This window comes from Halalkalibacter sp. AB-rgal2 (assembly GCF_041821005.1).
Taxonomy (GTDB): Bacteria; Bacillota; Bacilli; order Bacillales; family Bacillaceae_D; genus Halalkalibacter.
Genome location: NZ_JBGUAV010000002.1, coordinates 1 through 26,297, shown reverse-complemented (window position 1 = coordinate 26,297; position 26,297 = coordinate 1). Strand labels below are relative to the sequence as shown.

Genomic DNA, 26,297 nt, shown 5'->3' with positions numbered 1-26,297 from the left:
TTAAATGAAACATTCATTACTAATGACATACGGTGTGATCTTGTTTGTGATGATGATTTGGGGAGTGAATGCCGTTATGCTAAAAATACTAGTTGAACACTTTCCGACGATTTCAATGACATCATTACGAATTATGTTAGCTGGTATTGTTGTAATGACCATCATATTCCTAGCACGTAATATACGTAATTTAACGGCTTTCGAGTGGAAATATACATTACTCGGGGCATTGTTTGGTGTTGTCGGACATCACTTTTTTCTAGCTGAAGGATTAGTTCATACAGGAGCCTCTAATGCTGTATTAATATTGGCTTTACTTCCCGTTACAACGTCCATTCTTGCTGTTTGGTTTTTACATGATCGACTTACAAAATGGAGGCTGTTTGGTATAGGCATTGCCTTTTTTGGCGTTTTCTTCATTCAAAGTGGGAGTGGTACGTTATTAATTGACAAAGGTGAGATGTATATATTTATTGCCATGCTGCTTCAAGCGATCAGCTTTGTGTATATTAAACTGGCCACCAAGACATTAGATTCTAAACAAATGACTGGATATATGCTCGTCATCGGATCTTTTGGGTTATTTATAATTAGCTTCATAATTGAACCTAATGGGATACAACAAATGAGTGGTGCACCAATGTGGGTTTATGGTGTTTTTGCTATATCAGCTATCGTTGCTACTGCCATTGGCCACTTTTTATTCAATGCTGCTATTGAACAAATTGGTGCTGGACAAACAGCTATTTTTAATAATTTTGTTCCTTTTTTTGGTTTAATTAGTTCTGCTATCTTTTTAGGTGAGCAAATTTTTTGGTACCAAGGGGTAGGGTTTATATTTATAGTGATTGGTGTCCTTTTCGGTACTGGTTACATGGAACATATGTGGTTTTCAAAAGAGCGAGCAGAGTATAAGAAGAGAGCCTCATAAAACAAGGGCAATGTGCGTAATTTTGATGGATTTCTCGTATTAAGCGAGCAATGCTTCTATACAAATTGAAAACAGCCTTCAATTGTGCGCTATTGAAGGCTGTTTTTGTATTACCATTATTATTTAGCTAACAAAGAAGTTCATATTAGGATGGATCACTGATTGAAGCTCTTTATATTGTTCATTTGTCAGAGGAATTAATGGCAAACGAACGGATCCTGCTTGAATTCCTTTCATTTCTAATGCAGCTTTTACAGGAGTAGGGTTAGGAGCCATAAATAGCTTTTTCATAACTGGTAGTAACTGGCGATGTTGCATTGCAGCAGCAGTTACTTGTCCTGCTTGGAAATTACGTACCATCTGTTGCATTTCATTTCCGACAATATGAGAAGCTACAGACACGACACCCATTCCGCCAATTGAAAGAATTGGTAATGTTAAGCTATCATCTCCACTATATAATGAGAAACCTTCCGGCGCATTCTCAATAATTTCAGACATGGCTTCTAAATCAGCACTTGCTTCCTTCGTTGCAACAATGTTAGGAATTTGTGCTAGACGTAATGTCGTATCAACATTCATATTAACAGCACTTCGACCTGGAATATTATATAGCATAACAGGTAATGATGTAGCTTCGGCAATTGCTTTGAAATGAGCATACATACCTTCTTGTGAAGGTTTATTATAGTACGGAACGACTAACATAACGGCGTCCACACCAATTTGTTCAGCTTGTTTCGTTAATTCGATGGATTCATACGTATTGTTCGAACCAGTGCCTGCAATAACAGGTGCTTTTCCATTAACTTCTTCAACAACTGTTTTGTATAAAAGGATTTTTTCTTCTTTTGATAACGTCGGGGATTCACCTGTTGTTCCTCCAACGACAAGTGCATCTGAACCATTTGCTAATAAGTGATGAACAAGCTCTCTTATTGCCTCGACATTTACTTGTCCGTCTTGATTAAATGGTGTTACCATTGCTGTAATTACTCGACCGAAATTCATCCGATTCACCCTCGTTCTTTATTTTAGTTTGTCCTATTTCGTTTTGGGCTACTAATGGAAGCACAAAAAAACAACAATGAGGTTACATCTCATTGTTGATGGTTAGCAAAGAATAGCAAAACCAATTCAATGTGTGAGATAGCCCTCCATATAGCCATGCTATATGACAGTCCTGCTCTTATTCAAAACAGTCCCAGCGATTGGATTATGAGCTTCCAATAGCTTCGGCAAATATCCCTTTTAACATGGGTCCTTGGAGCTCATTCTCCTCAACATGTTTACTGATGATCTTTGCACCTCTACCCTCACTTCAAGCATTTGAAGTAAGATTAAGTATTAATTTGTGTCTACCTTAACAAATGTACTCAATGTTTGCAATGGTTTTGCATAAATTTTTTTAAAATGTATAACGCATTTTACTTAATATGAGGTTTCTTTTGTACTTTATTCAATAACTTGTCCAATTCCTGGCTACATTGAATCGTTATTTTCGAAGTCAGTCCATGAGATTTAGCAAATTTCAGCATTTCCATACGTTTATCCTCAATCTTACCAATAATCATAATTCCCACTCCAAATGTCTTAATAAGAAATAGGGTTTTCTAAATAGAAGCACCTTTTTTCTTCATACGACTAATTATAAGCGAATCCTTAATAAAAAAAAGTGATTCTACGAAATAAGTCAGAAAGATGAATGATAAGAAAAAAATCGACATTTTTTGTCAATTAATTGGTTGATTTTTCAGGAGTTATGTTGGTTTTAATAAGGAAATTGATGCACACTATATAAAAGAAAGGAGGAGGTATAGATGTCACGTAACGGCTTGGCTGTATTATTTATCGTTATAATGCTTTCAGCTTGTACCGTTCCACAACAATCTCCTTTAGGTGTAAATGCAAATAATACAAAGAAAAATTCAACGATTTCATTTTATCGGAATCATGAAGGACCACTTACTGATTTAATGGTTCCCGATCAATCTCCTATGGGCACCGGTCAAAGAATCGATGACATTCTTAACCATACACATTCAGCGACAAGGAAAAATTTAGGGATGAAACATGAAGGGATCAATCACCAAGGTGCAAGGATTTACACGAACCGCCCAGGAACAATAAGAGATAAATATGCTCATAGACGCTCCGATTCAAAGAAAAGACTAAAAACGGATCAATCTAATATTGTTATCCAATCACAATCATTAAAAGAGAATGAGATCGAAAAAATAGTGGAAAAACTTCAAATTGTTAGAGATGCTCATGTCATTTCAAATGAAAATACTTTTGTCGTCGGAGTAGAGTCTGATGAAACTGATCGAAATCATTTAGTCAATCAAGTTAGAAAAGAACTTGATTCATTTAAAGAAGAGGAAATTCATGTAACAACAAATAGAAAAATAATTAATCGAATAAAAGCATTGGAACACAATGTATCGCTCGCTGAACCGTTTGACACATTTGGAGCTGCCCTTGCAGAAATCGTTGATTTAATCGACGATGCTACGCATCATCATCGATAATACAAGAGATCACAGCAACATGTATTCCTTTTGCCTGTGATCTCATATTAGCTTTAATATAAACCGTATTCCTCTGATAATGACAAAAATTCTCGCTCCATTAAATTATGAGATAGGATCGCATTTTCGTAATGACGCCGTGCATGCTCTAATGAATTGTCTAATTGACCTTTCTTCATTTTGTTAAGTTCTTCAAGTAACAACTCAATTTCATAAATGGCTACACTATGTACATCTGAAAGCCCATTAAATGGCTGAGGTTCTTCTATCTGACGATAATGTTCATGTTCTTCTAATAATCTTTTCAACGATTCAGTTGCGTCATTGACAATTGAATCATTTATAACACGCTCATCATTGAAGAGTTCATCGACAGTTTCTAAATACTGATATACCGAATAAATATATGTACCTGTATAGTCTGCATATCCCTGTAAATCCATCGTTCTCACATTTGGATTTAGAAACGTGTTTTGTTCCATATTATTGGGTTGGTCTTCTTTCGTATTCTCATCTGATTGTTGAATGGTCAAATCATTAACTATGTCTTCCTCACTATCAGAAATAGCACACCCTGATATTATCAAAAGAGGTACAATGAGGACTAGAAAGAATCTTTGCAATGTCAATCACTCCATATATCACTTTTTTATTAGTATGAATAAAACAAGATAATTTATGTGTAAGAGACTGTTACTTTTTAAAAAAGTGAAAATTTTTCTTGAAATAACTTGCATTACTTAATCGAGTCGTGTATAGTAATGATAATGAAAGAATACATTAATAAATGTTCTATAAATAATTTAAATGTACCATCAATTGCAATTAATGAAGAGTTCAGTATTCACATCTTATAAGGGATATTTACTCATTTTGTTGTTGATATTCCTTATAATATGTGAATTTTTTTCTATTTGCTCGTGCAAATACAGATTAGCGCATATTAAGAAAATTTATTTACGATTGGAGAAATTAAAGCATGCAAACTGGTACAGTTAAGTGGTTCAACGCAGAAAAAGGATTCGGTTTTATTGAAGTTGAAGGTGGAAATGACGTATTTGTACATTTCAGCGCTATCACAGGTGAAGGTTTCAAATCTCTTGACGAAGGTCAAGCAGTAGAATTTGAAATCGTTGAAGGTGACCGTGGTCCTCAAGCAGCTAACGTTGTTAAGCGCTAATTTGCGTTAACGCTTATTCAATTTATAAATCTCACACTATCTTATGTGTGTTGATGAAAACATCCTAAGAAGATGGAATTCTTCTTAGGATGTTTTTTTGTGCAAGAACATAGCCAAAAGAACGGGAATTAAGTAAAATGATTTTATACATAGATAGTAAAAAAGAGAGGGGTTTACAATGAAACGTTTATTTTGTATAGTGAGCATTCTTATTTTCTTACTGGTAGGCTGTTCTGAGCCAGATCCGACACCGGAGCAGGCATTACAGAGTTATTTGAACTATTGGGGAAATGAAGAATATAGCAATATGTACAATATGCTAACTGAGAATGTACAGCATTCTATTTCAAGCGAAGAATTCGTACAAGCGTATAATCAGGTGTATGAAAAGTTACAATTAAGTGAATTAACATTAGAAAGCCCTATTTTAGAAGAGGAGAATCAAGAAGAACGTGAAGACGATGTAACAGAAGTCCATTTACCTTTTAAACAATCTTTAACAATTATCACCGGGACTTTGCAATTCGAGGAACATCTATCACTCATTCGTAATGATGAAACGAATGAATGGGAAGTGAATTGGGACCATTCCCTTATTCTTCCCATGCTAAATGCTGGCGATGACCTACAAGTTCGATATCAAATGCCTGAAAGAGGCGAAATATTTGATCGAAATGGAGAGGGGCTAGCCATTAATGGTCAAGCTTATGACATCGGGTTAGTGCAAGACCGGATGGAAGGAGTTGAACATGAGACTTTTGCCTTTTTAGAGGAAGAGTTTGGTTTATCTGAAGAATTTATCGAAGCAAGACTCAATCAATCATGGGTTCAACCAGATACATTTGTTCCATTAATTAGTGTAAGAAGTGACCAAGAGGATTATGTTGAGCATTTACGGTTAACAATACCAGGTGTAAGCTATTTACCATTTGATACACGTGAATATCCATTAGCTGAAGCTGCCGCTCATTTAATTGGCTATATAGGCTCTATTCCGGAAGATCAAATAGAGGAACGCTTAAATGATGGGTATCCAGAAGATAGTTTAATTGGGCGAGCGGGCCTTGAAGCTGTATTCGAAGAACAATTACGAGGTGAATTTGGTATTGAGATAGCTGTTATAAATGAAGAAGGTCAAGAAAAGGACTTAATCACCCGTAAAGATCCGATAGATGGAGAGGACATCCATTTAACCATTGATAGTACCTTACAAAAAAGAATAGTTGAAACTTTATCAGATGAAGATGCAGGTGTTGCTGTTGCGATACATCCAAAAACAGGGGAGGTTCTATCATTAGTTAGCTCTCCTATGTACGATCCGAATTCATTTGTCATTGGTTTCCAACCAGGAGAATATGAATCATTAGAGCAAAATGAACATCGACCATTTACAAATCGATTTACACAGTCATTTGCACCTGGCTCGTCCATTAAACCTATTACAGCTGCTATTGCGCTAAATGAAGGATTAGATCCAAATAATGAACGTACGATTCAATCTCATCAATGGCAGCCAGACGATTCAGCATGGGGGGAGTATTTTGTTAGACGCGTAACCGATCCTGGTCATTCAATCGACTTGAATAGTGCTTTAATGTATTCAGATAACATCTATTTTGCTCAAATCATTTTAGAACTAGGTACAGATGCCTTTACGGATGGTTTGAATAAATTTGGTTTTAATGAAACACTCCCATTTTCATATGGGATGAGAACTTCCACTTTTGCTAATGAAGATATATCAAGTGATTTACAATTAGCTGATACTTCATATGGACAAGGAGAGATGCTCGTAAATCCTTTACATTTAACTCTTATGTATACAGCTTTTGTGAATGAAGGGAATATTGTCAAACCTTCTTTAATTCATGGTGAGGAAACGTCTTATTGGCTAGAGCAAGTACTGACGGAAGAGCATGCACAGCTTATCGATCAATCTTTACAAACAGTTGTAGAAGACTCAAGGGGGACAGCTCATGCTGCAAATATGACTAACCTTCCACTGACAGGTAAGACAGGTACGACAGAATATAAATTGACTCAGGATGATAATGGAAATGAAACAGGCTGGTTTGTAGCTTATGACTCAGAAAATCCTGAATTATTAGTAACTTTAATGGTTGAGGAAGTAGAAGATCGTGGTGGTAGTAGTTACGTTGTTCCGAGAGTGAAAGAAATTTTTGAACGAACTTTTGGCAACTAATGAGTAGGCTAAGGCCTTATCTTTTAAAGGTATTAATGAAAAGGTAAGGCCGTAGCATTATGATGAATACTGGATCAATCATTGACTTATATCCAATAACCTTTTATAGTAAGTGTAAACGATTTCAGCTAATTGTTACATCATTATGGGATCGTTCTCACATATGGTTGATCAAATGAACAAAGGAGAGGTGTTAAGAGATGAAATTAGGAGTGTTTACTGTATTATTTTCAAACTTAAGCTTTGAGGAAATGTTAGATTATGTGAAAGAAGCAGGGTTGGACTCCGTTGAAATCGGAACAGGTGGCTATCCAGGCAATGCCCATTGTCCTTTAGACGAACTTCTTGAAAGTGAAGAAAAGCGCAATGAATATAAAGAGAAAGTTGAATCACGTGGATTAACGATTAGTTCATTTAGTTGTCATGGAAATCCGATATCACCAGATAAAGCGTTCGCGGAAGAATGTCATGAAACGTTTAAGAAAACAGTGCGACTAGCAAAATTATTAAATGTTCCAGTAGTCAATACATTTTCAGGTGCAGCTGGAGATCACGATGGTGCCAAATATCCAAACTGGCCAGTAGCACCTTGGCCAAACGAATATGGCGATGTTTTAAAATGGCAATGGGAAGAGAAACTAATTCCTTATTGGAAAGAAGCGGGAGCGTTTGCCGAAGATCATGGAATTAAAGTTGGCTTGGAGTTACACGGTGGATTCCTTGTACATACACCATATACATTGCTTAAATTACGAGAAGCAACGTGCGATGCAATCGGTGCGAACCTTGACCCAAGTCATTTATGGTGGCAAGGAATTGATCCCGTAGCAGCCATTAAAATTCTTGGTAAAGCAGGTGCGATTCATCATTTCCATGCAAAGGACACATTTATCGATCAAGATAATGTCAACATGTATGGCTTAACAGATATGCAGCCATATGGCGAAATTCAAACACGCGCATGGAATTTCCGTTCAGTTGGATTAGGTCATAGTAGCCAAGAGTGGATCAATATGATGAGTGCTCTTCGAACGTATGGCTATGACTTTGTGGTAAGCATTGAACATGAGGATCCACTTATGTCGATTGATGAAGGGTTTAAATGTGCCGTAGACAATTTACAGAAAGTATTGTTAAGGGAACAACCAACAGATATGTGGTGGGTGTAATAAAGTTATAAAAAAGCAAGCTGATCCGATGCAGCTTGCTTTTTTCGTTTGTTTAGCATCTACAATCATTTTTAATAGATGAAGACATGTATCATCATTCACTTGTTTAAACGAGCGATGAAACCAATACATTAAAATCCCAATTATTATAATAGAAGTATGTGCCCGGTTCATAACATTCTCCATTTGGATGTCTCCATCTCATTCCGATCAATTTCTTCTCCTACTTGCAAATATACGCCTGGACGTGACGTTAACAAATCAGCAATTGTTGCTTGTTTTTCGTAATCAGTTGATGGGATTTAATCCGTAATTCCGATATTTTCTAGTTCTGTTTGTTCAATTTGAATGCCATATAACGCACTGAGGAAACTTTTACGTATTGTATACCCGTTAATAGAAGCGTGCAAACGAAGACATTATATTACATAACTTTTGAAACCTTATTTTTCTTCATTAGAATAGTACAATATGTTCTGAAAGCTGACAGAACCATCCGTTTCATTACGATAAATGTGAGAGGAATGTGCTACAAAATGAATCGCATCCTTTTCAGTCACCGTATAAGTCATATCATTGATCTCTATAATTAGCGTTCCTTTTGTCACAATAATGTATTCCTCAACGCCACTCTGATGAGCTTCTGACATATGTGTACTGTGCGGCTCCATTTGTATCGTATAAATTTCAAACTGCTTACCTTGTTTAAATGGAAAGATAGGGTACACATTGTAATGGCCATTTGATTCAGTGATCGGTTCGATTTGCTCAAATGAAACAAGAGCAACTTCTTCTTCCTCTTCTTCAAAAAAAGAGGAAAAAGATACTTTTAACCCATTTGCAATTTTCCATAGGACGGACACAGTTGGATTCGAAAGACCACGCTCAATTTGACCTAACATTGCTTTACTGACACCTGTCACATTAGATGCTTGCTCTAAACTAAGCCTCTTGGATTTCCGTATCGATTTTAATTTTGCTGCTATTCGTACGTTGATGTCATCCATTTACTACACCTTCCTATATTTAATGTTGTGATTATGTATTAAAGAGAGTATGATGTTTATCATAACATACAAAAATATGTTATGATGTATGATGTTAAGGAGGAGGAAAAGTGAAAAATGCCATATCTATTGATCAAAAGACAGAATCGAATTTTAAAAAGGGATTAAAAATAGGCATCCCTGTTTCAATCGGATATATTCCTATTGCGATAGCGTTTGGCCTTCTAGCTAAATCTGCTCAAGTACCAGATATTGTAACTATGATGATGTCCTTTATGATATTTGCAGGTGCAAGTCAATTTATCGGCATTAATCTTATGGCAGCTGGAGTCGCTTATTGGGAAATTGTTTTTACAACCTTTTTATTAAATGTACGTCATTTTTTAATGACTGCCTCACTATCACAACGATTACCAAAAAAGACATCGAAGAAAGTACTAGCTATTCTTTCATTTGGTGTTACGGATGAAACATTTAGTGTCGCTTCAACCCAGCAAGAAAAAGAATTGCACCCAACATTTCTATTAGGCTTAAATAGTATTACGTTCGTTTCTTGGAACATCGGAACGTGGATGGGTGTCTTTATAGCTGTTGGTTTACCGACCTCGATTCAATCAAGTATGGGAATTGCCCTTTATTCCATGTTTATCGGTTTATTAGTTCCTAGTTTAAAGAAATCAAAAAAAACGATTGTTGTCGTCTCAATTGCCTTGTTCGTTAGTTCGTTATTTTATTGGATCGTACCTTATTTTATACAAGTATCAAGTGGGATGCAGATCATCGGCACAACAGTCATTGCCGCTTCAATTGGCGCACTATTGTATCCAAAGGAGGAAATGAAATGATTGAATATTTCCTATTAGTTTTATGTATGGGACTCGTAACATTCATACCACGGATGTTACCAATGGTTTTTTTACATTCGATTGAGTTACCAAACTTCCTACAACGCTTCTTACAGTTCGTCCCATATGCTGTGTTAGCAAGTTTAATTTTTCCGGGAATTTTATACTCTGTTGATCATGTGCCAGCCGCCATCATCGGTGGTCTTGCATCCATAATCCTTGCAATTTTTGGAATGAATTTAATCATTATTGTATTAGGTGGGATCACCGCTGTATTTATTAGTCATCATTTCTTTTTCTAGACTCCTTTCTATCAGTCTACTAGACATGATAGAAAGAGTCATTCCTGATATTTTCCATTCAGTATTTATAAGGATATTGAGCCATTTAATGCTGATCCATAATACCATAAAAGAAAATACGAGTGATATCTTCCGTTAGTGGGAGAATGTGACGATAAACGTCCTCACGTTGAATGTATTCACTTAGCATTTTCAAATAAAATAAAATCGCTTCGTGTGAAAGCTCTGGATTTAAATACCCTTCCTTTTTCCCTTCATTGAAAAGATGAGTAAAATACGGAACGGCTTTTTCTTCATATATTCTCTCAATATAATTTCCTTCAGTTGAATACTCATTCATTAAATACTCATAAAATTCTTGGTGAATTTCATTTGCTACACGCTTTTTGGCAAAAATCAATTTTTTTATCTTCTCTGGAAATGGGGCATCACTAAAGACCGTCGTTTCAAATTCCTTTAATGCCTCATCAACGTAATAAATAAATACCTCATTAATTAATGTATGTTTATTTTCAAAATAATTGTAAATCGTTACTTGAGATACATTTGCTTTTTTAGCAATTTCAGCAATCGAAACTTTTTGAACACCATAAATCATAAAAAGTTGCTGCGCAGCCTCGAGAATGTTTCGCTTTTTTTGTTCTTTTCGTTTTTGAAAACCGTCCATTTCGTTCACCTCTCATTAAGTTTAATCAAAAATATGAAATAAAACAAATAATTCCGTTCAAAATCTCTTGTCAAAAACATATTTTTTGTATAATATGAAATATATAAGTTAAAATATTTCATAATTATTTTGAAAGGGGTAAGACAATGTCTGTTCTAAAAGCAAGTCATTTAACGAAACAATTTGGTTCCTTTCAAGCATTAAATAGAGTTAGCCTTGAGCTTAAGAAAGGGGAAATATACGGATTTATCGGTCCGAATGGTGCTGGTAAATCGACGACCATTCGCATTTTACTTGGGATGATCAAAGCCTCGTCAGGAAAAGCTCAGCTGTTTGGAATGGATGCCTGGAAAGACGCAGTCGACATTCATAAAAGGCTTGCCTATGTACCTGGAGATGTAAATCTTTGGCCCAATTTAACAGGTGGGGAAGTCATTGATTTTTTTATGAGATTACATGGAAATGCTCACTCGCAGAAAAAAGAACAATTGATTGAAAGGTTTCAGCTAGATCCTACAAAAAAATGTCGAGCTTATTCAAAGGGAAATCGTCAAAAAGTAGCTCTTGTAGCTGCATTTGCATCAAATGCTGACTTGTTTATCCTTGATGAACCAACTTCTGGATTAGATCCATTAATGGAGAGAGTGTTCCAAGAATGTGTACTGGAAGCCAAACGTGATGGAAAGAGTGTATTACTTTCAAGCCATATTCTATCTGAGGTTGAACGATTATGTGATAAGGTTGGGATTATTCGTCAAGGGCAAATGATTGAAACGGGGACTCTTCAAGAGATGCGACATTTAACTCGGACCCAGCTGTATATCGAAACAAAGAAACCAATTGAACAAATGGATCAATTTGAAGGTATATATGAATTAAAACAAAAAGAGGCTGGGCTATCTTTTCAAGTGGATGCTGAGAAGCTTGATGAGGTGATGTCTTACCTTAGTCGTTATGGGATTAAAAAGTTAGAGAGCACAGCACCGACGCTCGAAGATTTATTTATGCGTCATTATGAGGTTGGTGTGGAAGGAGTCGAGTCACGATGAAAGCTACTTTTCATCACATGAGTGATTTTATTCGATTTATGGTAAAACGAGATCGATTTCGAATACCGATTTGGTTGTTTGCCATTACGATTTTTACGGTTTTAACTGCGTCTAGCTTTTCAGGATTATATCAAACGGAAGAAGAACGACAAGCTATCGCTGAAACGATGCTCAACCCAGCAATGACAGCTATGGTTGGTCCGGGTTACGGACTAGATGATTATACTGAAGGTGCCATGCTCGCACATCAAATGCTTTTATTTTCAGCAGTAATTGTAGCGATTATGAGCATTTTACTCGTTGCGCGTCACACACGCTCAGATGAAGAGGAAGGGCGAATGGAGTTGTTACGAGCATTACCAATTGGGCGATTATCGATCACTGGTGCTACTTTGACCATTTATATATTTGTGCATTTTTTGTTAGCGATCCTTATGGCTATTGGGCTTACAGCATTACAAATAGATCATATAAATTGGACTGGATCCTTACTGTATGGGGTTTCGTTAGGAGTAGTAGGAATCTTTTTTGTCGCCCTTACAAGTGTGTTTGCTCAAATAACTGAAAGTACACGTGGAACAATCGGATTATCTTTTGCCACTTTGTTTTTCCTTTATATAATTCGGGCAATTGGAGATGTTAGCATAGAGTGGCTATCTTGGCTTTCACCACTTAATTGGATTTTACGTACGGAAGTATACGTAAATAATTATTGGTGGCCCGTTTTACTTTTATTCATCGTTTCTCTCTTTTTAATTATACTTTCACTTTATCTTAACTTCATCCGTGACCTTGGTTCTGGATTTTTACCTACTAGGAAAGGGAGCGCTCATGCCAATTCGTACTTGAGAAATCCGTTAGCTCTTTCATTTCGTTTACAAAGAACGAGTATCATCATATGGGCAATTGGAATGTTCGTTATCGGTCTATCATATGGCTCTATTTTTGGAGACTTAGAGTCGTTTATAGCTAGCAATGAAATGTTCGCGGAAATGTTAACGGCTTCTGATATCAGTTTAACAGAACAATTTATTACGATGCTTATGACCGTAATGTCGATGATCGCAACCGTTCCTGCTTTAATGATCATATTAAAGCTACGTGGAGAAGAAAAGAGGAATATGACAGAGGGGTTATTTGCTTATCCTATTTCTAGAATAAACATGATTGCATCGTATACGATTCTATCGGTTATTTGTAGTATCGTCATGTTGTTATTAGCTTGCGTTGGACTATGGTTAGCGCAATACTTTGTCATGGAAGAGCCACTTAGATTAGGAATACTATTGCCAGCTATTTTTGTGTATATGCCCGCCATTCTAGTTATGGTAGCTATATCCATTTTCTTCATCGGAGTTATACCGAAAATGTCTTCAATGATTTGGTGTTATTTAGGCTATTCTTTTTTCGTCGTCTATTTAGGAGATTTGTTACAATTTCCAACTTGGCTTAACTCACTCTCACCATTTGGTGCTGTCCCAAATTTACCTGTTGAAGATATGAACTGGGCAGTGACGTTCATTCTTTGTCTTATCGCCATTGTGTTGACAACCGTTGGCTTCACCCAATATCGTTCACGTGATTTAGAAGGATAAAATAGTATAGATTCGTTTTACACAGCGAAGAAGGGCTCTTAATGAATACCGAAGAAGTTAAAAAACAGATGCCACTGAAAAAGGACAAACCGACTTTTTCATTCCTTTATTTAACTAGCAATGACCGCACTCGTTGCTCGCTTAATACAGGAAATGTTTTCGCTCATTACTTTAAATCCACCAAAAAGGTTAAAAACCAAACTTTTTTGGTGGACTTCTCTTTCTTCACTGTTTTTTTACACACTCAGAAATTAGTTGATTTTTGGAGCCCTCATCACCTTATATGTCATTGGAATTGAATGAAAGAACACTCTTTCAAAAATGCTCCTCAAACCATTTTAACATCTGCACACGATACGTCATAAATAACCATTTCTTCGAATCTCTCTTTTCATACAAACAAACATTCGCTATAATGAATAATTGAAACGAGGTGGAAGAGAAATGTTTAAAAAAAGTTTACAGCAACTACTTGAAGAATTTCAAACGCAAGAAAACTATAAACAGCAAATTGTTCATTGGCATGAAATCGAAGCAGTAGAAGCGAAAACAGTTCCATTTCCTACCGAACTTGATTCACGCCTTGTCACTGCTTTGCATAATAGAGGGATGAACACTTTATATACTCATCAATACGAAGCGTATCGTGCAACTCAAGAAAAGAAGCACGTTGTAGCTGTTACACCAACTGCTTCAGGTAAAACGCTATGTTACAATTTACCCGTGCTACAAGAAATAACGAAAAATGATGAAAGTCGAGCATTATATCTTTTCCCTACGAAAGCATTAGCTCAAGATCAAATGAGTGAAATGAATGAATTGATCTCAGAAATGCAAATCCCAATAAAAAGCTATACGTACGACGGAGATACACCACCGACTATTAGGCAGGCTGTCCGTAAGGCTGGACATGTCGTCATTACAAATCCTGATATGTTACATGCTGCCATTTTGCCTCACCACACGAAGTGGGTTTCTTTTTTTGAAAAGCTAAAGTATATCGTTATTGATGAACTTCATACATACCGTGGTGTTTTTGGGAGTCATGTTGCAAATGTGATTAGACGATTAAAACGAATTGCTCATTACTACGGAAGTAATCCAATATTTATTTGCACTTCGGCTACAATTGCTAACCCAAAAGAATTAGCAGAAGGTTTGATTGGGGAACATGTTAAACTTATTAATAATAATGGAGCACCAAGAGGAAAGAAGCACTTTATTTTCTATAACCCGCCACTTATAAACGAACCATTAAACATTCGTAAAAGCGCAACAGTTGAAGTGAATCAACTCGCTAAGCTCTTTCTAAACCATGATATTCAAACGATTGTATTTGCTCGTAGTCGAGTTCGAGTTGAAATTATTTTAAGTCATCTAAAGGAGTTAGCAAAAAATAAGCTTGGCAACCAATCGATAAGAGGCTATCGTGGCGGTTACTTACCGAAACAAAGACGTGAAATCGAAAAAGGTTTACGCGAAGGCTCTATAAAGGGGGTAGTAAGTACAAATGCTCTTGAGTTAGGCGTTGATATTGGCCAACTGCAAGTTTGTATTATGACAGGGTATCCTGGTTCAATTGCTAGCTCTTGGCAACAGGCAGGTCGAGCCGGTAGACGTCAAAATGAATCAGTCATCATTATGGTTGCTAGCTCGTCACCACTTGACCAATATATGATTTCAAATCCACGTTATTTCTTTGAACGAAGTCCTGAATCAGCTCGGATTAACCCTGACAATTTAATTATCTTAGTCGATCATTTAAAGTGTGCTGCTTATGAGCTACCTTTTCAACGTGGTGAGCTATTTGATGGGAAGGATATAGAAGACATCCTTGATTTTTTAGCAGAGGAGCATGTGCTTCACCACCGAGTCAATAAGTGGTATTGGATGTCCGATGCCTTTCCGGCACACGGAATTAGCTTACGATCTGCCTCTCAAGAAAATGTCATTATCATTGACCAAACCAAAATAGGTTCAGAGAAAGTCATCGGTGAAATGGATCGATTTAGCGCAATGACTTTATTGCATGACGAAGCCATTTATTTGCATGAAGGCGTTCAATTTCAAGTTGAAAAGCTCGATTGGGAGGAGAAGAAGGCATTTGTTACACAGGTAGCTGTTGACTACTTTACAGATGCTCATTTAGCTGTTCAATTACGCGTATTAGAAGAGGATGAAAAAAAGGTTGGATCTAATACCTTTATGTATTTTGGTGATGTCATGGTCAATGCAAAGGCAACGATTTTCAAAAAGATTAAACTAACAACATTTGAAACGATTGGTTCTGGAACGATCCATCTCCCTGAAGAAGAATTACACACAAATGCGATGTGGATTCAATTTCAAGAGCAATTGTTCCAGCATTATTCAGAACAACGACTAGATGCCGTTCTAACCGGCTTAGCTCAACTCATTCAACATGTAGCTCCCGTATTTGTTATGTGTGATCAGCATGATTTACACGTCATCCCACAAATCAAGGCTGATCATAATCATTGTCCGACGATTTTTGTTTATGATCGATACCCGGGGGGAATCGGTTTAGCCAAGGACGTCTTTACTAACTTACATACGATCTTGAATCATATATCTAATGCTATTCACCGTTGTACTTGTCGTACTGGCTGCCCTTCTTGTATTGGAACAACAGACGATGAGCAGGTGAAATCGATCGTTATACATTTTATTGATTTATTGTTAAGGGAGAGCTCTTAGTGATGAAAGCAAAATTAAATCGTCTTAAAGGACACATGGGCTTTCAAGGTGAATCGACTCAAAAGAAACTTGTTCAGGTCGAACAAACGAAAACAGAGACCATTCCTTATGAATCAGAATGGTCTGAGCTTGACGTGTACCCTTATTGGTTTGACGGACAGTATATTCTCATTCGCGAAAAGATTTACCCTTTAACAAAAAAACATGGACATTATCTATTCGAGCAACTACAAGACGTTTTATTATTATGGGAGACACAACAGGTGACACATCCACTTACTACGAAAGGGGTAAAAGAGAACCAGCTTCTTTTTTTTGATACAGAAACGACTGGTCTTAGTGGAGGTGCTGGGAATACGATCTTTTTACTAGGCTTTTGTCAATTTGATCATGAGTCTATTATTGTTAAACAATATTTTTTACCTGGGCCTGAGTCTGAAGTAGCTCTTTATCATGCATTTTTAACAGATATTGGTGATGACAAATATCTCGTCACATATAATGGTAAAGCATTTGATTGGCCACAAGTTAAAACGAGGCACACATTCGTCCGCAATCAGGTGCCAAAGCTTCCGTCATTTGGACATTTCGATCTGCTGCATGCATCTCGCAGGCTATGGAAGAATGTGTTGCCCTCGTGTAAGCTAAAAATAGTGGAAGAGGAGGAGCTACACTTTTATCGACAGGCTGACACTCCTAGCTATCTCGTTCCAATGTTATATTTTGATTTTTTACAAGATCCTAATCCTGCGTACGTACGTTCTGTTTTTTTGCATCATGAGTGGGATGTTCTATCCTTATTAAGCTTGTATATCCACCTATCGCAAAAAATTATTCAACCTGAAAAATGGGCTACTTACAAAGAAACATTTGAAATAGCACGTTGGTTTGACTCATTAGGTGAAGTGAATCAAGCAATCCAATTGTACGAGATGCTATTAAAGATCGATGACAAACTAGACGATGACACGAAGCATAATTGCTACTTTTCATACGGCCTATTATTAAAAAAGCAAAAGCGCCACGAAGAAGCACTCTTTTACTTTAAAAAATGCGCACCTTCACAACCCAACTTTTGCGTCGCCGCTATAGAAGCTGCTAAACTATTAGAGCATCAATTCAATGATTTTGAACAAGCTCTTTATTATTGTAATCAAGTCAATACCCAATCACCTACAGAAGATGTGCGAAAGAGAATGAAGCGGCTTACGAAAAAAATAAGGCGTTGATCAAACTATTTCCGGGGCAAGCGCAAGAAATGTGATAAACCAACAATTTTTGTCAAACAACACGTGAAATTTTGGTAAGTCTTTGTAAAACCGAAAAAGGATTTGTCATTTTTCTTCGAACCTATTAAAATAAAAATCGTTAGAGACGTTTAGGTAGGAGAAGGTGAGGGCACATTGCATCGTGCATTGTTAATTTTATTTTTCATTATGATTGGATTAACCTTTTTATTTATGTCAGATATTCGTGACACTTCGTTCTTATTAGGATAAAAATAAGAGCCAAATTAAAAAATTTTAGGCCCTTGAAATAGGTAGCTGACTAGGACAATCGTCAGGTTTTCACATACGTTAATATTGACTCAACTATTAAAGGAGGAATTAACCTATGTATTGTAAGCCAAGACCAAATGTTTGTAAGCTTCCAACCACAACTCAGGTGATGCCAGCACAAGTTGCACCTACGCAGCATAATATTGTCGAAAAGACGTGTGAATATATTGTCCCTGAAGTATATCCAACTCATACTCATAATCAGGTAAACCATGTGTATAAGCATGTTAAGAGCTTCCCACACACTTATTCGCAAAGTGAGGCAATTGCAAATCAGCAATTTGTTGCAGGTGCTCAAACAGGACCAGGAGGTATGGGACCAGGGTTTGGACCAGGAATGGGGCAAGTTGCAGGCGCTCAGACAGGACCGATGGGCATGGGACCAGGATACGGACCGGGAATGGGGCAAGTTGCAGGCGCTCAATCTGGACCGATGGGCATGGGGCCTGCGGGCTTTGGACCAAAGGGATGCGGCTGCAGACGTTAAGTTAACAGAAAAGCGAACTGATCACTGCCAGTTCGCTTTTCCTTTATAAAGGTGTGAATGAACAATGAAGGTTGTGGCAATTTCAGGATATAAAGCTCATGAGCTAGGTATTTTTGATTCTAACCATGAAGCGATTACATACATCAAAAAAGCAATCGAAAACAGGCTTAAACCATTATGTGATCTGGGTTTAGAATGGGTGATCATTAGTGGCCAATTAGGTGTTGAGCTTTGGAGCGCTGAAGTCGTCATTTCATTGAAACAAGAATACAAAGACTTAAGATTAGCGGTACTAACACCTTATTTAGAACAAGAAAGTCGCTGGAAGGAAGAAACTAAACAATATTATCAATCCATCTTGGACCGAGCCGATTTCAATGATAGTATTTCTAAGAGGCCTTATGACAGCCCTGTACAACTTAAACAAAAGAATGAATTTATATTATCTAAAGCTGACGGGTTGATATTGTTTTATGACGAAGAAAATCCTGGTTCCCCCAGGTTCATGTTCGACTTGGCAAAGAGAATGACTGACCGTGGTGATGTAGAATTAATACAAATAACAGCGATGGATATGAACGAACTCATTCAAGAAGAGCAATTTCTACATTCATATGATCATGATGAACCATTTGAAAATTGACAAGAGATCGAATTTTTGAAAAAATAAAAAGTAGTTTATGTGATAAACACCAATAAGTATTCAAATGATTTTGTGAATAATGAGACAGAACGACCATACATATATAACGAGATATGAACATTGATAATGATGGGGTGAAGACGATGAATCAAGAGTTAAAGTTTACAACGAAGGAAATTTTGGAAAAAGATTTTAAGACAAGCATGAGAGGCTACAATGCCGATGAGGTTGATAAATTTTTGGATGCGATCATACAAGATTACGAGGTTTTCAGCAGGAAAATTAAAGAGCTTGAAGAAGAAAATGTTCATTTGAAGCGTGATTTGAAAAAAGCAACCGAACGGCAAAAGCAAGCACCAGCTCAGCCGGTTGGGAGTACCAACTACGATATCCTACAACGCTTGTCTAATTTAGAAAAAGCCGTCTTTGGCAATAAATTATAGACTTTTAAATCGAGCAAAATGATTGAAGTCTACATTGACGGTGCGAGTGCTGGTAATCCCGGTCCATCTGGGGCAGGTATATATATCAATTATAAAAACGGAAAAGTTGAACACCATTCTACATTTTTAGGTGAATTAACGAACCACGAAGCTGAATTTGAAGCATTGATAATTGCCCTTCATTTATGCTGTGAACAAAAAATCAAAACAGTTTCTTTTCGGACGGATTCTAAGTTGGTTGATGATGCGATTGAAAAACAACACGTGAAAAACCCTCTATACCAACCGTATGTAAAAAAGGCTCTTGAGCTTATTGATCGTCATTTTGATCTATTTTTTCTAAAATGGATACCTAGTCGACAAAATCAACAAGCAGATCAATTAGCAAGACAAGCGATCATAAAAGGAAGGAAATAATTACCTATTGCTTCCTTAACACTTTCACGATATAATGAAGATTGTCGCTTAAGACAATGTATAAGCATTCAGGTAATCGCTGCATATTTATATGTAGAGGAAAGTCCATGCTCGCACGAGCTGCGATGCTCGTAGTGTTCGTGCCTAGCGAAGTCATAAGCTAGGGTAGTCTTTATAAGACTAACGGCAAGGGAAGCACCTAAGTCATATGATATGGTGTGAGCCCTTTGAAAGTGCCACAGTGACGTAGTCCAGCTGGAAACAGGTGGAGTGGAACGCGGTAAACCCCTCGAGCGAGAAACCCAAAATTGGTAGGGGCATCTTCTCAACCGGAAATGAACGAATGAGGAGAACAAGGGAATCCCTTGTAGATAGATGATTGCCACCGGAGTACGAGGTTCATCACCGTTTGTAGTACAATGGAACAGAACATGGCTTATCGAATGCTTATAAGATGAAAGAAAACCCCTTTATGGGGCTTTTTTTATAATCATAGATAGTGGAAATAATAGGTATTAACCGAATGATTGATAAAGGAGCTAATTATGAAAAAAGTGACACTAATTGCAACTGCAACAATGGGTCTAGAGGCTTTAGTTGCAAGGGAAGTTCGTAGTTTAGGATATGAAGATGTACAAGTAGAGAATGGAAAAGTAACATTTACAGCTGATGTATCAGCTATTCCTCGAGCCAATTTATGGTTACGAACAGCAGATCGTATCAAGCTACAGGTTGGTCAATTCAAGGCATGCTCATTTGATGAGCTTTTCGAAAAAACAAAAGCATTACCATGGGCTGACCTTATTCCTGTACATGGAGAGTTTCCCGTTATTGGGAAGTCTGTTAAATCAAAGCTCTTTAGTGTTTCAGATTGTCAGGCGATTGTAAAAAAAGCAGTTGTTGAATCAATGAAGACGCGTTATAAGCGAGGTTGGTTTGATGAGAACGGCCCTTTTTATCGAATAGAAGTAGCACTTCACAAAGATGTAGCGACACTATCCATTGATACTTCTGGGACTGGATTACATAAACGCGGTTATCGTTATTTACATAATGAAGCTCCGTTAAAAGAAACGTTAGCGGCTGCTATGATTATGCTAACAACATGGAAACCAGAACTTCCACTTGTTGATCCATTTTGCGGTTCAGGAACGATCCCGATTGAAGCAGCTATGATCGGTCAAAATATTGCTCCAGGGTTTAATCGTGAATTTGTATCTGAAGATTGGCACTGGATCGGGAAGAAAACATGGGATGCTGCCAGACAAGAAGTGGAAGATGTCGCTAATTATGATCAACCTCTTGATATTTTAGGTAGCGATATCGATCATCGAAGTGTTGAATTATCGAAAGGCAATGCGATGGAAGCTGGTTTTTCAGACCTTATTTCATTTAAGCAAATGCAAATTAAGGACTTCACACACTCAAGGGAATATGGGGTGATGATCGGAAATCCACCATATGGAGAACGTCTAATGGAACGTCCAGAGGTCGAGCAAATGTACAAAGATATGGGGAATGTATGTAATCGGTTAGAAACGTGGTCCATTTACATGCTAACCTCTCATGAAGGCTTTGAAACATTATTTGGCAAGCAAGCATCAAAAAAACGTAAACTATACAATGGAAATTTGAAAGTTGATTATTATCAATTTTTTGGACCAAGACCCCCAAAATCATAAGGATAATTGGTAAAAACAGTAGCTGCTATAGGCTATTGTTTTTATTACGCTTTAAGTTAACATAATACAATTATGATTAACTTCATGTGTGGAAATGTGAATGTACTTTTTAAAATTGGGTATTCTAACATTGAATGAAAGGAGGATGCTTTATGGCTTCTGATCAAGAGTATAATGACATTAAGCAAGTGGAAATGGCAATATTATCAGCAGAGCATATGGTAGGGCAAGCAACTAGATCTATGGATGAGGAACAGCTCCAGTCAGCAACTGAAGCCATCTCAATAGCAAAGACGCAATTGCGTAATGCGGTTACACACAAAACAGGGGTAGATCACGCATTTTTAGAAATGGCCGATGAGTTAATTAATAAGGCAGATCATCAATTAGTAGAAGCAATGAAAGATCGTCAATCAGAATAAAATCCCCAAAAATGAGGCTAGACATTGTGAAAGTGTCTAGCTGAAAATCCGAACATCTAGGGAACATAGCGGATGAAATATACGTAGACTCCCGCGGAATGAAAGGAGGCACTGAAAATACACAAATTAAATTTCTCAGTGGCTTTGATTTGATTAGCAAAGGCTTCACTCGTTGCTCGTTTGAACGAGAAACCCACTCGTAATATAAAACTTTCAGTAAGTGTAATAATCATAACGTGCCCATCAGGTAAAACGCATTAACCTAATTTAACTTTGCACCAACTTCGTCAAAAGCTTCTCTTCTAGCTGCTTCAATAAAACATTTCTATTCTTCTCTGTGTCCCGCAGAAAATTCACACCCTCGTTTCGTATTCTTCACCATTACTAATTTGTCACCTTTGTCACCGTTTAGATAGATCTGGATTGAATCTACCAAACATTTATATTGCCTCCAAAATAAATTGAATTTAGTTAAATAATAAATCATTTCATATAAGAAAACTTGATAATCAACATTTACAATTATAAACAAAAAATTATAATTAATTCAAATCGATCGATAGAATTAGTATTGAACGAGTGAACTTTTATTTTTCAAACTCGTTGGAAAAACCAGCTAGAAAAGATTCACCTCCCGTACCCCGAAGTGCCAAAATATAGTAATTATTTCCTGTCAGTCAAAAAAATTCTATAGTTATTTTTTAGTGGTTTATTTAAAAAGTGGTTAATTAGAACTGTGAATTTATTCGAATTTTGTCAAAAAAAATCAGCCGTTAAGAACTATGGAATGCTAAACACATTTATCCGATAAAGTAGATAATTAGTAAAAACAATAATAAATAGTAGATTTAATAGTAGGTTCAATCCATATTAAAAGCACTAACTCAAAGTGGATAAAACTGCTTATCACAAAGGTAACTTAAGTACGGTTAAATGTTTCGATGAGGTAAGTCTATGTCTTGAAATTCTATTGAAAGGGGGTGGTATTTTACATGAAGGTACTTACGTTCCTATCAGAGAAAGGAGGATAGTCATTTCGACAATTCACGATTAACCTTAATTTTTACTATTCAAAAGATAAATGATGTTAGGAGGGGTAAGATTGAGAACTACATCTAAACGATTCATAAATAGGAAAATGAAATCGACTCTACAAAGCTCCTTTATTTTATTGATGACAGTGCTCATCATTTGTAGTGAGGCTTTAGCGACCATTCCTTTGATCGCAGTAGCAGAAGATACAGGTACAGGCATAGAAGACCTAGTTGTATCAAAAGATGTCGATGGTGAAGAAAGTAGAGAGGTGCTAATTGGACAAGACTATTCCTATAATATCTCATTTGAATTGCCTGTGGATGTATCAAGCTATGAATCTCTGATCATCTCAGACGCAATAGATACCCGATTAGCCATTCAGGAAACATCTACCTACATCAATGGAGAAGTGGCCGATACTTATCAAGTAACGGTAGATGAACAAAATGTTTCCCTTGAATGGACGAGAGAACAGCTTGAGGAGCTTGCGGGTAAGGAAGTGACATTGCAGATCACAACACAAGCAACAGAGGGTGCTACAGCTGGAGAGGAAATTGATAATATTGCCCATATTTTGATTAATAACGATACTCTTTTAGAAACAACCTCTGCTGTAGTCATACTAGTTGATCATTCGGATGAGGAGTCTGAAAGTGAAGAGGCCGTTATTGGCATAAACAATGTTGAAACCAATAATGTCTTAGAAATCAACGATGTAGATTCGTATGGCATTTCAAATAATACGGATAGAACTACCCCTCAAATTCGTCAATTTGATGGAGGGAACTTTGATCCAGATCCGAAGGCGATCGTGTTTATTACGGGGCTCCCTAGTGGAGTAAACATGAATAATGGCTTAGCTGTTCACCCGACTGAAAATGCCTTTTATGCATATGGTGGCTTCCCTGGAGATGAAATCCCACATAGATTGTATCGAATTACACCAGGTGGAGCAGCCGAGTATGTTGGAGATCTAGATGGTACGGCTGCTAATGCGATCATTTCAGAAGATGGGACACGCTACTATCATACCTATATAGAAAATGGGGTGCTTCTTCTTGGCTCTTACCATCTAGTGACAGGAGAGAAAGAAGCAATTCCCATCAATGGTTATGATAACAATGATGTTGGAGGAGACCTGATTATCGATGAAGATGGATATATTTGGTTTTCGAATAATACAGCTGGTTCCATCATTCAGATGGATGCACAAACAGGTGAGGTTTTACGTCAGGTCCCGATTACGAGTGGAGACGGTGTAGTCTTGCAAGGAGGGGTGAGAGGTCTTAGCTTTTTACCGAATGGTCAAATCTTATTGTCTAGTGGGCTTGGTGCCCAGGGTAGCCAAAGTGCTGACTATTTTTCAATAGATCCAGAAACTTTGCAAACAACTTTTCTTGGGTCAGCCACGATAGCTGGCGATGGGAGATTTTTTCCATCTTTCGATTTAGCCTCACGAGTCTATCCAAGATTCGATCCGCTGCCTCCTGTGGTAGAAGCTGAGAAGTCAGTGGAGTTGGTGGAAAAAGGAGAAGGAAACTCCGACGATGAGAACCCAGAAGTGGGGGACATGTTACGTTATACGATTCAAGCACGGAACACAATAGAAAATAGCTTATTCCAAAACCTTGTCATTTCTGACACGATTCCAGAAGGATTGGAATATGTACAAGGGACATTAAAAGTGGATGGACAAGCTGTCACCGATGAAGAAGATAATGACAAAGGTCATTATGTGAACGGTGACGTGGTCGGACAATTTGGCGATATAGCAGATACAGAATGGCATACGCTTGAATTTGACGTGATCATCTTGCCGGGACAAGCAGGAAGAGACATTGATAATACAGCCTCGGTTGTAGGTGACAATGTCGATGAACCGGAGGAACCTAGCGAGACCGTCGAGGTGTATCCGCGGGATGGCCCTGTGATACAAGCCGAGAAATCAGTGTCTCCGGAGCATGAAGTATTTGACGGCGATGTCCTCACATACAACGTCACGATTACAAATGTAGGGGAACACATTGCGGCTAATACGGTCTTTGAAGACGCGATTCCAGAGGGTACCGAATATGTTCCAGGATCGATGAGGATCGTAACAGGCCCTAACGCCGGTGACCTAACCGATGAGGACGATGACGATGCGGGTCACTTCGACGGCGAAAAGGTCATTATCGAGCTTGGCAATTTACAAAATACGACCGAATTACCTGATGGCATTACCGTACAATTTAGAGTCATTGCGTTAACAAGCCATATGGGCGAAACAGTCGTTAATAAAGCCGACGTTCATTATAGAAACTTACAAACAGATGAAGCGCAAACGACTGAATCAAACGAAGTGACAAATACTATTATTGAAAGGCCAGTCATTGATGCTTGCGCAAGGCCTGTTGCCTTGATCAATGGAAGTTTTGAGGGAGGTCCTGCAAGAGGATCTTATAACGGCTCATGGGCGTTTTTAGAGGAAGAAGTACCTGGATGGTTGACGACAGATGATAGCCAAGGTGTGAAAATTATTGAAATCTGGGATTATGCGCAAAACTATCCGGCCGGAGTCAGGAACTTTCCTGCGCCACCTGATGGCAACCGTTATGCAGAATTAAATGCCTATGAGCATGGCATGCTGTATCAAGATGTCGAGACCACCCCTGGTCAAACGATTTACTGGCGTTTATCTCATATGGGGCGTCAAGGGGTAGACACGATGCAAGTTCGCTTTGGTCCAGCGACTGACAATCCTTATGATACGATCGTGCAAACCCAAATGTCGACAGGAAATACAGCTTGGGCAACGTATACAGGTACCTATACTGTCCCAGCTGGACAAACTGAGACAAGATTTGGATTTGAAGCGGTTAGCACTGCAAATGGAGTATTAGGTGCTGGAAACTTCTTAGACGACATTTTTCTAGGAACAGAGCCGTGCGTCGTGGCAGAAAAATCGGTTTCTCCTGAGGGAGAAGTAATTGCCGGAGACGAATTGACCTACGAAGTAACGATTAAAAACGAAGGTGGGGACATCGCGGCGGACGTCGTCTTTAAAGATGCGATTCCAGAAGGTTCAGAGTATTCACCAAATTCAATGCGAATTCTCAATGGACCAAACGCGGGCAATTTAACCGATGCAGATGATGGAGATGCTGGATATTTTGACGGTGAAAAAGTGATTATCCAACTTGGGGATTTACCAAATACGACGGATTTACCTGATGGAATCACTGTACAATTTAAAGTGACCGCATTATCGAGTCATATTGGTGAGTTGATTGTAAACCAAGCCACCGTTGATTATAAAAACTTACTAACGGGTGAAGATGAAACGACCGATTCTAACGAAGTCGAGACACCAGTTGAGTACAGAGATCCAGTACTCGAATCGGACAAAACGGCCACGCTTCTTGAGAAAGCA

Annotated in this window: 25 protein-coding genes, 1 other RNA gene and 1 riboswitch; of the genes, 20 read left to right on the top strand and 6 right to left on the bottom strand. The window is 37.7% G+C overall.

Features of this window, described 5'->3' with window-relative positions; genetic code table 11:
* Positions 1–4 precede the first annotated feature (4 nt).
* The gene (locus tag ACERJO_RS01665; RefSeq protein ID WP_373646386.1) at positions 5–931 is read left to right on the top strand and encodes a DMT family transporter; all 927 of its coding nucleotides are present in this window, start codon (positions 5–7) and stop codon (positions 929–931) included.
* Positions 932–1,054: 123 nt separating this feature from the next.
* On the opposite strand, the gene dapA is transcribed toward ACERJO_RS01665, so the two are convergent.
* Positions 1,055–1,942, bottom strand: coding sequence for a 4-hydroxy-tetrahydrodipicolinate synthase (gene dapA, locus ACERJO_RS01660; protein ID WP_373646385.1), 888 nt, complete (start codon positions 1,940–1,942; stop codon positions 1,055–1,057).
* Between the two features lie 131 nt (positions 1,943–2,073).
* A riboswitch (Lysine riboswitch) is annotated at positions 2,074–2,252 on the bottom strand.
* Positions 2,253–2,358: 106 nt separating this feature from the next.
* Positions 2,359–2,505: an aspartyl-phosphate phosphatase Spo0E family protein gene (locus ACERJO_RS01655; RefSeq protein ID WP_247105516.1), complete on the bottom strand. Its 147-nt coding sequence runs from the start codon at positions 2,503–2,505 to the stop codon at positions 2,359–2,361.
* 246 nt (positions 2,506–2,751) lie between these two features.
* Here ACERJO_RS01655 and ACERJO_RS01650 point away from each other — a divergent pair, with 246 nt between their 5' ends.
* On the top strand, positions 2,752–3,462 hold the full coding sequence (locus ACERJO_RS01650) for a YhcN/YlaJ family sporulation lipoprotein (RefSeq protein ID WP_373646384.1): 711 nt from the start codon (positions 2,752–2,754) through the stop codon (positions 3,460–3,462).
* Between the two features lie 53 nt (positions 3,463–3,515).
* On the opposite strand, the gene ACERJO_RS01645 is transcribed toward ACERJO_RS01650, so the two are convergent.
* Positions 3,516–4,085 (bottom strand): hypothetical protein, encoded by a 570-nt coding sequence (locus ACERJO_RS01645; protein ID WP_373646383.1) that lies wholly within the window; start codon positions 4,083–4,085, stop codon positions 3,516–3,518.
* A 356-nt stretch (positions 4,086–4,441) separates the two neighbouring features.
* Between ACERJO_RS01645 and cspD the strand changes: the two genes are divergently transcribed.
* From cspD to ACERJO_RS01630, 3 genes are all read left to right on the top strand, one after another.
* Positions 4,442–4,642 carry a cold-shock protein CspD gene (gene cspD, locus ACERJO_RS01640; protein WP_035340302.1) on the top strand — a complete coding sequence of 67 codons (201 nt, stop codon included), beginning with the start codon at positions 4,442–4,444 and terminating at the stop codon, positions 4,640–4,642.
* A 178-nt stretch (positions 4,643–4,820) separates the two neighbouring features.
* Complete coding sequence (locus ACERJO_RS01635) at positions 4,821–6,845, top strand: penicillin-binding transpeptidase domain-containing protein (protein WP_373646382.1); 2,025 nt, start codon at positions 4,821–4,823, stop codon at positions 6,843–6,845.
* A 200-nt stretch (positions 6,846–7,045) separates the two neighbouring features.
* Positions 7,046–8,014: a sugar phosphate isomerase/epimerase family protein gene (locus tag ACERJO_RS01630; RefSeq protein ID WP_373646381.1), complete on the top strand. Its 969-nt coding sequence runs from the start codon at positions 7,046–7,048 to the stop codon at positions 8,012–8,014.
* Here the strand turns inward: ACERJO_RS01630 and ACERJO_RS01625 are convergent.
* Both ACERJO_RS01625 and ACERJO_RS01620 read right to left on the bottom strand, forming a co-directional pair.
* On the bottom strand, positions 7,979–8,200 hold the full coding sequence (locus ACERJO_RS01625; protein WP_373646380.1) for a hypothetical protein: 222 nt from the start codon (positions 8,198–8,200) through the stop codon (positions 7,979–7,981). The two genes, ACERJO_RS01630 and ACERJO_RS01625, sit on opposite strands and share 36 nt — an antisense overlap.
* A gap of 257 nt (positions 8,201–8,457) precedes the next feature.
* Positions 8,458–9,021 (bottom strand): helix-turn-helix domain-containing protein, encoded by a 564-nt coding sequence (locus tag ACERJO_RS01620; RefSeq protein WP_247105510.1) that lies wholly within the window; start codon positions 9,019–9,021, stop codon positions 8,458–8,460.
* Positions 9,022–9,131: 110 nt separating this feature from the next.
* Between ACERJO_RS01620 and ACERJO_RS01615 the strand changes: the two genes are divergently transcribed.
* Complete coding sequence (locus ACERJO_RS01615) at positions 9,132–9,866, top strand: AzlC family ABC transporter permease (protein ID WP_373646379.1); 735 nt, start codon at positions 9,132–9,134, stop codon at positions 9,864–9,866.
* Complete coding sequence (locus ACERJO_RS01610; RefSeq protein ID WP_247105508.1) at positions 9,863–10,168, top strand: AzlD domain-containing protein; 306 nt, start codon at positions 9,863–9,865, stop codon at positions 10,166–10,168. Before ACERJO_RS01615 ends, ACERJO_RS01610 begins: the two co-directional genes overlap by 4 nt.
* Before the next feature lie 85 nt (positions 10,169–10,253).
* Here the strand turns inward: ACERJO_RS01610 and ACERJO_RS01605 are convergent, their stop codons facing one another.
* Positions 10,254–10,835, bottom strand: a complete 582-nt coding sequence (locus ACERJO_RS01605; protein WP_373646378.1) for a TetR/AcrR family transcriptional regulator — start codon at positions 10,833–10,835, stop codon at positions 10,254–10,256.
* Between the two features lie 146 nt (positions 10,836–10,981).
* Between ACERJO_RS01605 and ACERJO_RS01600 the strand changes: the two genes are divergently transcribed.
* The 13 genes from ACERJO_RS01600 to ACERJO_RS01540 all read left to right on the top strand — a co-directional run.
* Positions 10,982–11,884 (top strand): ABC transporter ATP-binding protein, encoded by a 903-nt coding sequence (locus tag ACERJO_RS01600; RefSeq protein ID WP_373646377.1) that lies wholly within the window; start codon positions 10,982–10,984, stop codon positions 11,882–11,884.
* Positions 11,881–13,479: an ABC transporter permease gene (locus ACERJO_RS01595; protein WP_373646376.1), complete on the top strand. Its 1,599-nt coding sequence runs from the start codon at positions 11,881–11,883 to the stop codon at positions 13,477–13,479. Before ACERJO_RS01600 ends, ACERJO_RS01595 begins: the two co-directional genes overlap by 4 nt.
* Before the next feature lie 41 nt (positions 13,480–13,520).
* Positions 13,521–13,778 carry a hypothetical protein gene (locus ACERJO_RS01590; protein ID WP_247105504.1) on the top strand — a complete coding sequence of 86 codons (258 nt, stop codon included), beginning with the start codon at positions 13,521–13,523 and terminating at the stop codon, positions 13,776–13,778.
* 145 nt (positions 13,779–13,923) lie between these two features.
* Positions 13,924–16,197 carry a DEAD/DEAH box helicase gene (locus ACERJO_RS01585; RefSeq protein ID WP_373646375.1) on the top strand — a complete coding sequence of 758 codons (2,274 nt, stop codon included), beginning with the start codon at positions 13,924–13,926 and terminating at the stop codon, positions 16,195–16,197.
* 2 nt (positions 16,198–16,199) lie between these two features.
* Positions 16,200–17,426 (top strand): ribonuclease H-like domain-containing protein, encoded by a 1,227-nt coding sequence (locus ACERJO_RS01580; RefSeq protein WP_373646374.1) that lies wholly within the window; start codon positions 16,200–16,202, stop codon positions 17,424–17,426.
* 385 nt (positions 17,427–17,811) lie between these two features.
* Complete coding sequence (locus tag ACERJO_RS01575; RefSeq protein WP_373646373.1) at positions 17,812–18,243, top strand: spore coat protein; 432 nt, start codon at positions 17,812–17,814, stop codon at positions 18,241–18,243.
* A gap of 64 nt (positions 18,244–18,307) precedes the next feature.
* Entirely contained in the window at positions 18,308–18,886 is a 579-nt protein-coding gene (locus ACERJO_RS01570; RefSeq protein ID WP_373646372.1) for an SLOG family protein, read from the top strand.
* 143 nt (positions 18,887–19,029) lie between these two features.
* A complete protein-coding gene (gene gpsB, locus ACERJO_RS01565) occupies positions 19,030–19,329 on the top strand; it encodes a cell division regulator GpsB (RefSeq protein ID WP_247105497.1) in 300 nt (99 codons plus the stop codon).
* An 18-nt stretch (positions 19,330–19,347) separates the two neighbouring features.
* A complete protein-coding gene (locus tag ACERJO_RS01560; protein WP_373646371.1) occupies positions 19,348–19,746 on the top strand; it encodes a reverse transcriptase-like protein in 399 nt (132 codons plus the stop codon).
* Positions 19,747–19,810: 64 nt separating this feature from the next.
* Positions 19,811–20,190: RNase P RNA component class B (gene rnpB / locus ACERJO_RS01555), an RNA gene on the top strand.
* A 101-nt stretch (positions 20,191–20,291) separates the two neighbouring features.
* Positions 20,292–21,428 carry a THUMP domain-containing class I SAM-dependent RNA methyltransferase gene (locus tag ACERJO_RS01550; protein WP_373646370.1) on the top strand — a complete coding sequence of 379 codons (1,137 nt, stop codon included), beginning with the start codon at positions 20,292–20,294 and terminating at the stop codon, positions 21,426–21,428.
* A gap of 152 nt (positions 21,429–21,580) precedes the next feature.
* Complete coding sequence (locus tag ACERJO_RS01545) at positions 21,581–21,850, top strand: DUF2564 family protein (protein ID WP_247105494.1); 270 nt, start codon at positions 21,581–21,583, stop codon at positions 21,848–21,850.
* Between the two features lie 1,102 nt (positions 21,851–22,952).
* The coding region (locus tag ACERJO_RS01540) for an isopeptide-forming domain-containing fimbrial protein (protein ID WP_373646369.1) at positions 22,953–26,297 on the top strand (3,345 nt) is incomplete at its 3' end.

What these genes read in the sequence shown, in the direction of transcription:
- ACERJO_RS01605 (WP_373646378.1), bottom strand. Translation starts at nt 10,835, where the DNA reads ATGGACGGTTTTCAAAAACGAAAAGAACAAAAAAAGCGAAACATTCTC.
- cspD (WP_035340302.1), top strand. Translation starts at nt 4,442, where the DNA reads ATGCAAACTGGTACAGTTAAGTGGTTCAACGCAGAAAAAGGATTCGGT.
- ACERJO_RS01590 (WP_247105504.1), top strand. Translation starts at nt 13,521, where the DNA reads ATGAATACCGAAGAAGTTAAAAAACAGATGCCACTGAAAAAGGACAAA.
- ACERJO_RS01665 (WP_373646386.1), top strand. Translation starts at nt 5, where the DNA reads ATGAAACATTCATTACTAATGACATACGGTGTGATCTTGTTTGTGATG.
- ACERJO_RS01570 (WP_373646372.1), top strand. Translation starts at nt 18,308, where the DNA reads ATGAAGGTTGTGGCAATTTCAGGATATAAAGCTCATGAGCTAGGTATT.
- ACERJO_RS01585 (WP_373646375.1), top strand. Translation starts at nt 13,924, where the DNA reads ATGTTTAAAAAAAGTTTACAGCAACTACTTGAAGAATTTCAAACGCAA.
- ACERJO_RS01635 (WP_373646382.1), top strand. Translation starts at nt 4,821, where the DNA reads ATGAAACGTTTATTTTGTATAGTGAGCATTCTTATTTTCTTACTGGTA.
- ACERJO_RS01630 (WP_373646381.1), top strand. Translation starts at nt 7,046, where the DNA reads ATGAAATTAGGAGTGTTTACTGTATTATTTTCAAACTTAAGCTTTGAG.
- dapA (WP_373646385.1), bottom strand. Translation starts at nt 1,942, where the DNA reads ATGAATTTCGGTCGAGTAATTACAGCAATGGTAACACCATTTAATCAA.
- ACERJO_RS01650 (WP_373646384.1), top strand. Translation starts at nt 2,752, where the DNA reads ATGTCACGTAACGGCTTGGCTGTATTATTTATCGTTATAATGCTTTCA.
- ACERJO_RS01655 (WP_247105516.1), bottom strand. Translation starts at nt 2,505, where the DNA reads ATGATTATTGGTAAGATTGAGGATAAACGTATGGAAATGCTGAAATTT.
- ACERJO_RS01560 (WP_373646371.1), top strand. Translation starts at nt 19,348, where the DNA reads ATGATTGAAGTCTACATTGACGGTGCGAGTGCTGGTAATCCCGGTCCA.
- ACERJO_RS01600 (WP_373646377.1), top strand. Translation starts at nt 10,982, where the DNA reads ATGTCTGTTCTAAAAGCAAGTCATTTAACGAAACAATTTGGTTCCTTT.
- ACERJO_RS01625 (WP_373646380.1), bottom strand. Translation starts at nt 8,200, where the DNA reads ATGGAGAATGTTATGAACCGGGCACATACTTCTATTATAATAATTGGG.
- ACERJO_RS01620 (WP_247105510.1), bottom strand. Translation starts at nt 9,021, where the DNA reads ATGGATGACATCAACGTACGAATAGCAGCAAAATTAAAATCGATACGG.
- ACERJO_RS01580 (WP_373646374.1), top strand. Translation starts at nt 16,200, where the DNA reads ATGAAAGCAAAATTAAATCGTCTTAAAGGACACATGGGCTTTCAAGGT.
- ACERJO_RS01595 (WP_373646376.1), top strand. Translation starts at nt 11,881, where the DNA reads ATGAAAGCTACTTTTCATCACATGAGTGATTTTATTCGATTTATGGTA.
- ACERJO_RS01610 (WP_247105508.1), top strand. Translation starts at nt 9,863, where the DNA reads ATGATTGAATATTTCCTATTAGTTTTATGTATGGGACTCGTAACATTC.
- ACERJO_RS01550 (WP_373646370.1), top strand. Translation starts at nt 20,292, where the DNA reads ATGAAAAAAGTGACACTAATTGCAACTGCAACAATGGGTCTAGAGGCT.
- ACERJO_RS01545 (WP_247105494.1), top strand. Translation starts at nt 21,581, where the DNA reads ATGGCTTCTGATCAAGAGTATAATGACATTAAGCAAGTGGAAATGGCA.
- gpsB (WP_247105497.1), top strand. Translation starts at nt 19,030, where the DNA reads ATGAATCAAGAGTTAAAGTTTACAACGAAGGAAATTTTGGAAAAAGAT.
- ACERJO_RS01575 (WP_373646373.1), top strand. Translation starts at nt 17,812, where the DNA reads ATGTATTGTAAGCCAAGACCAAATGTTTGTAAGCTTCCAACCACAACT.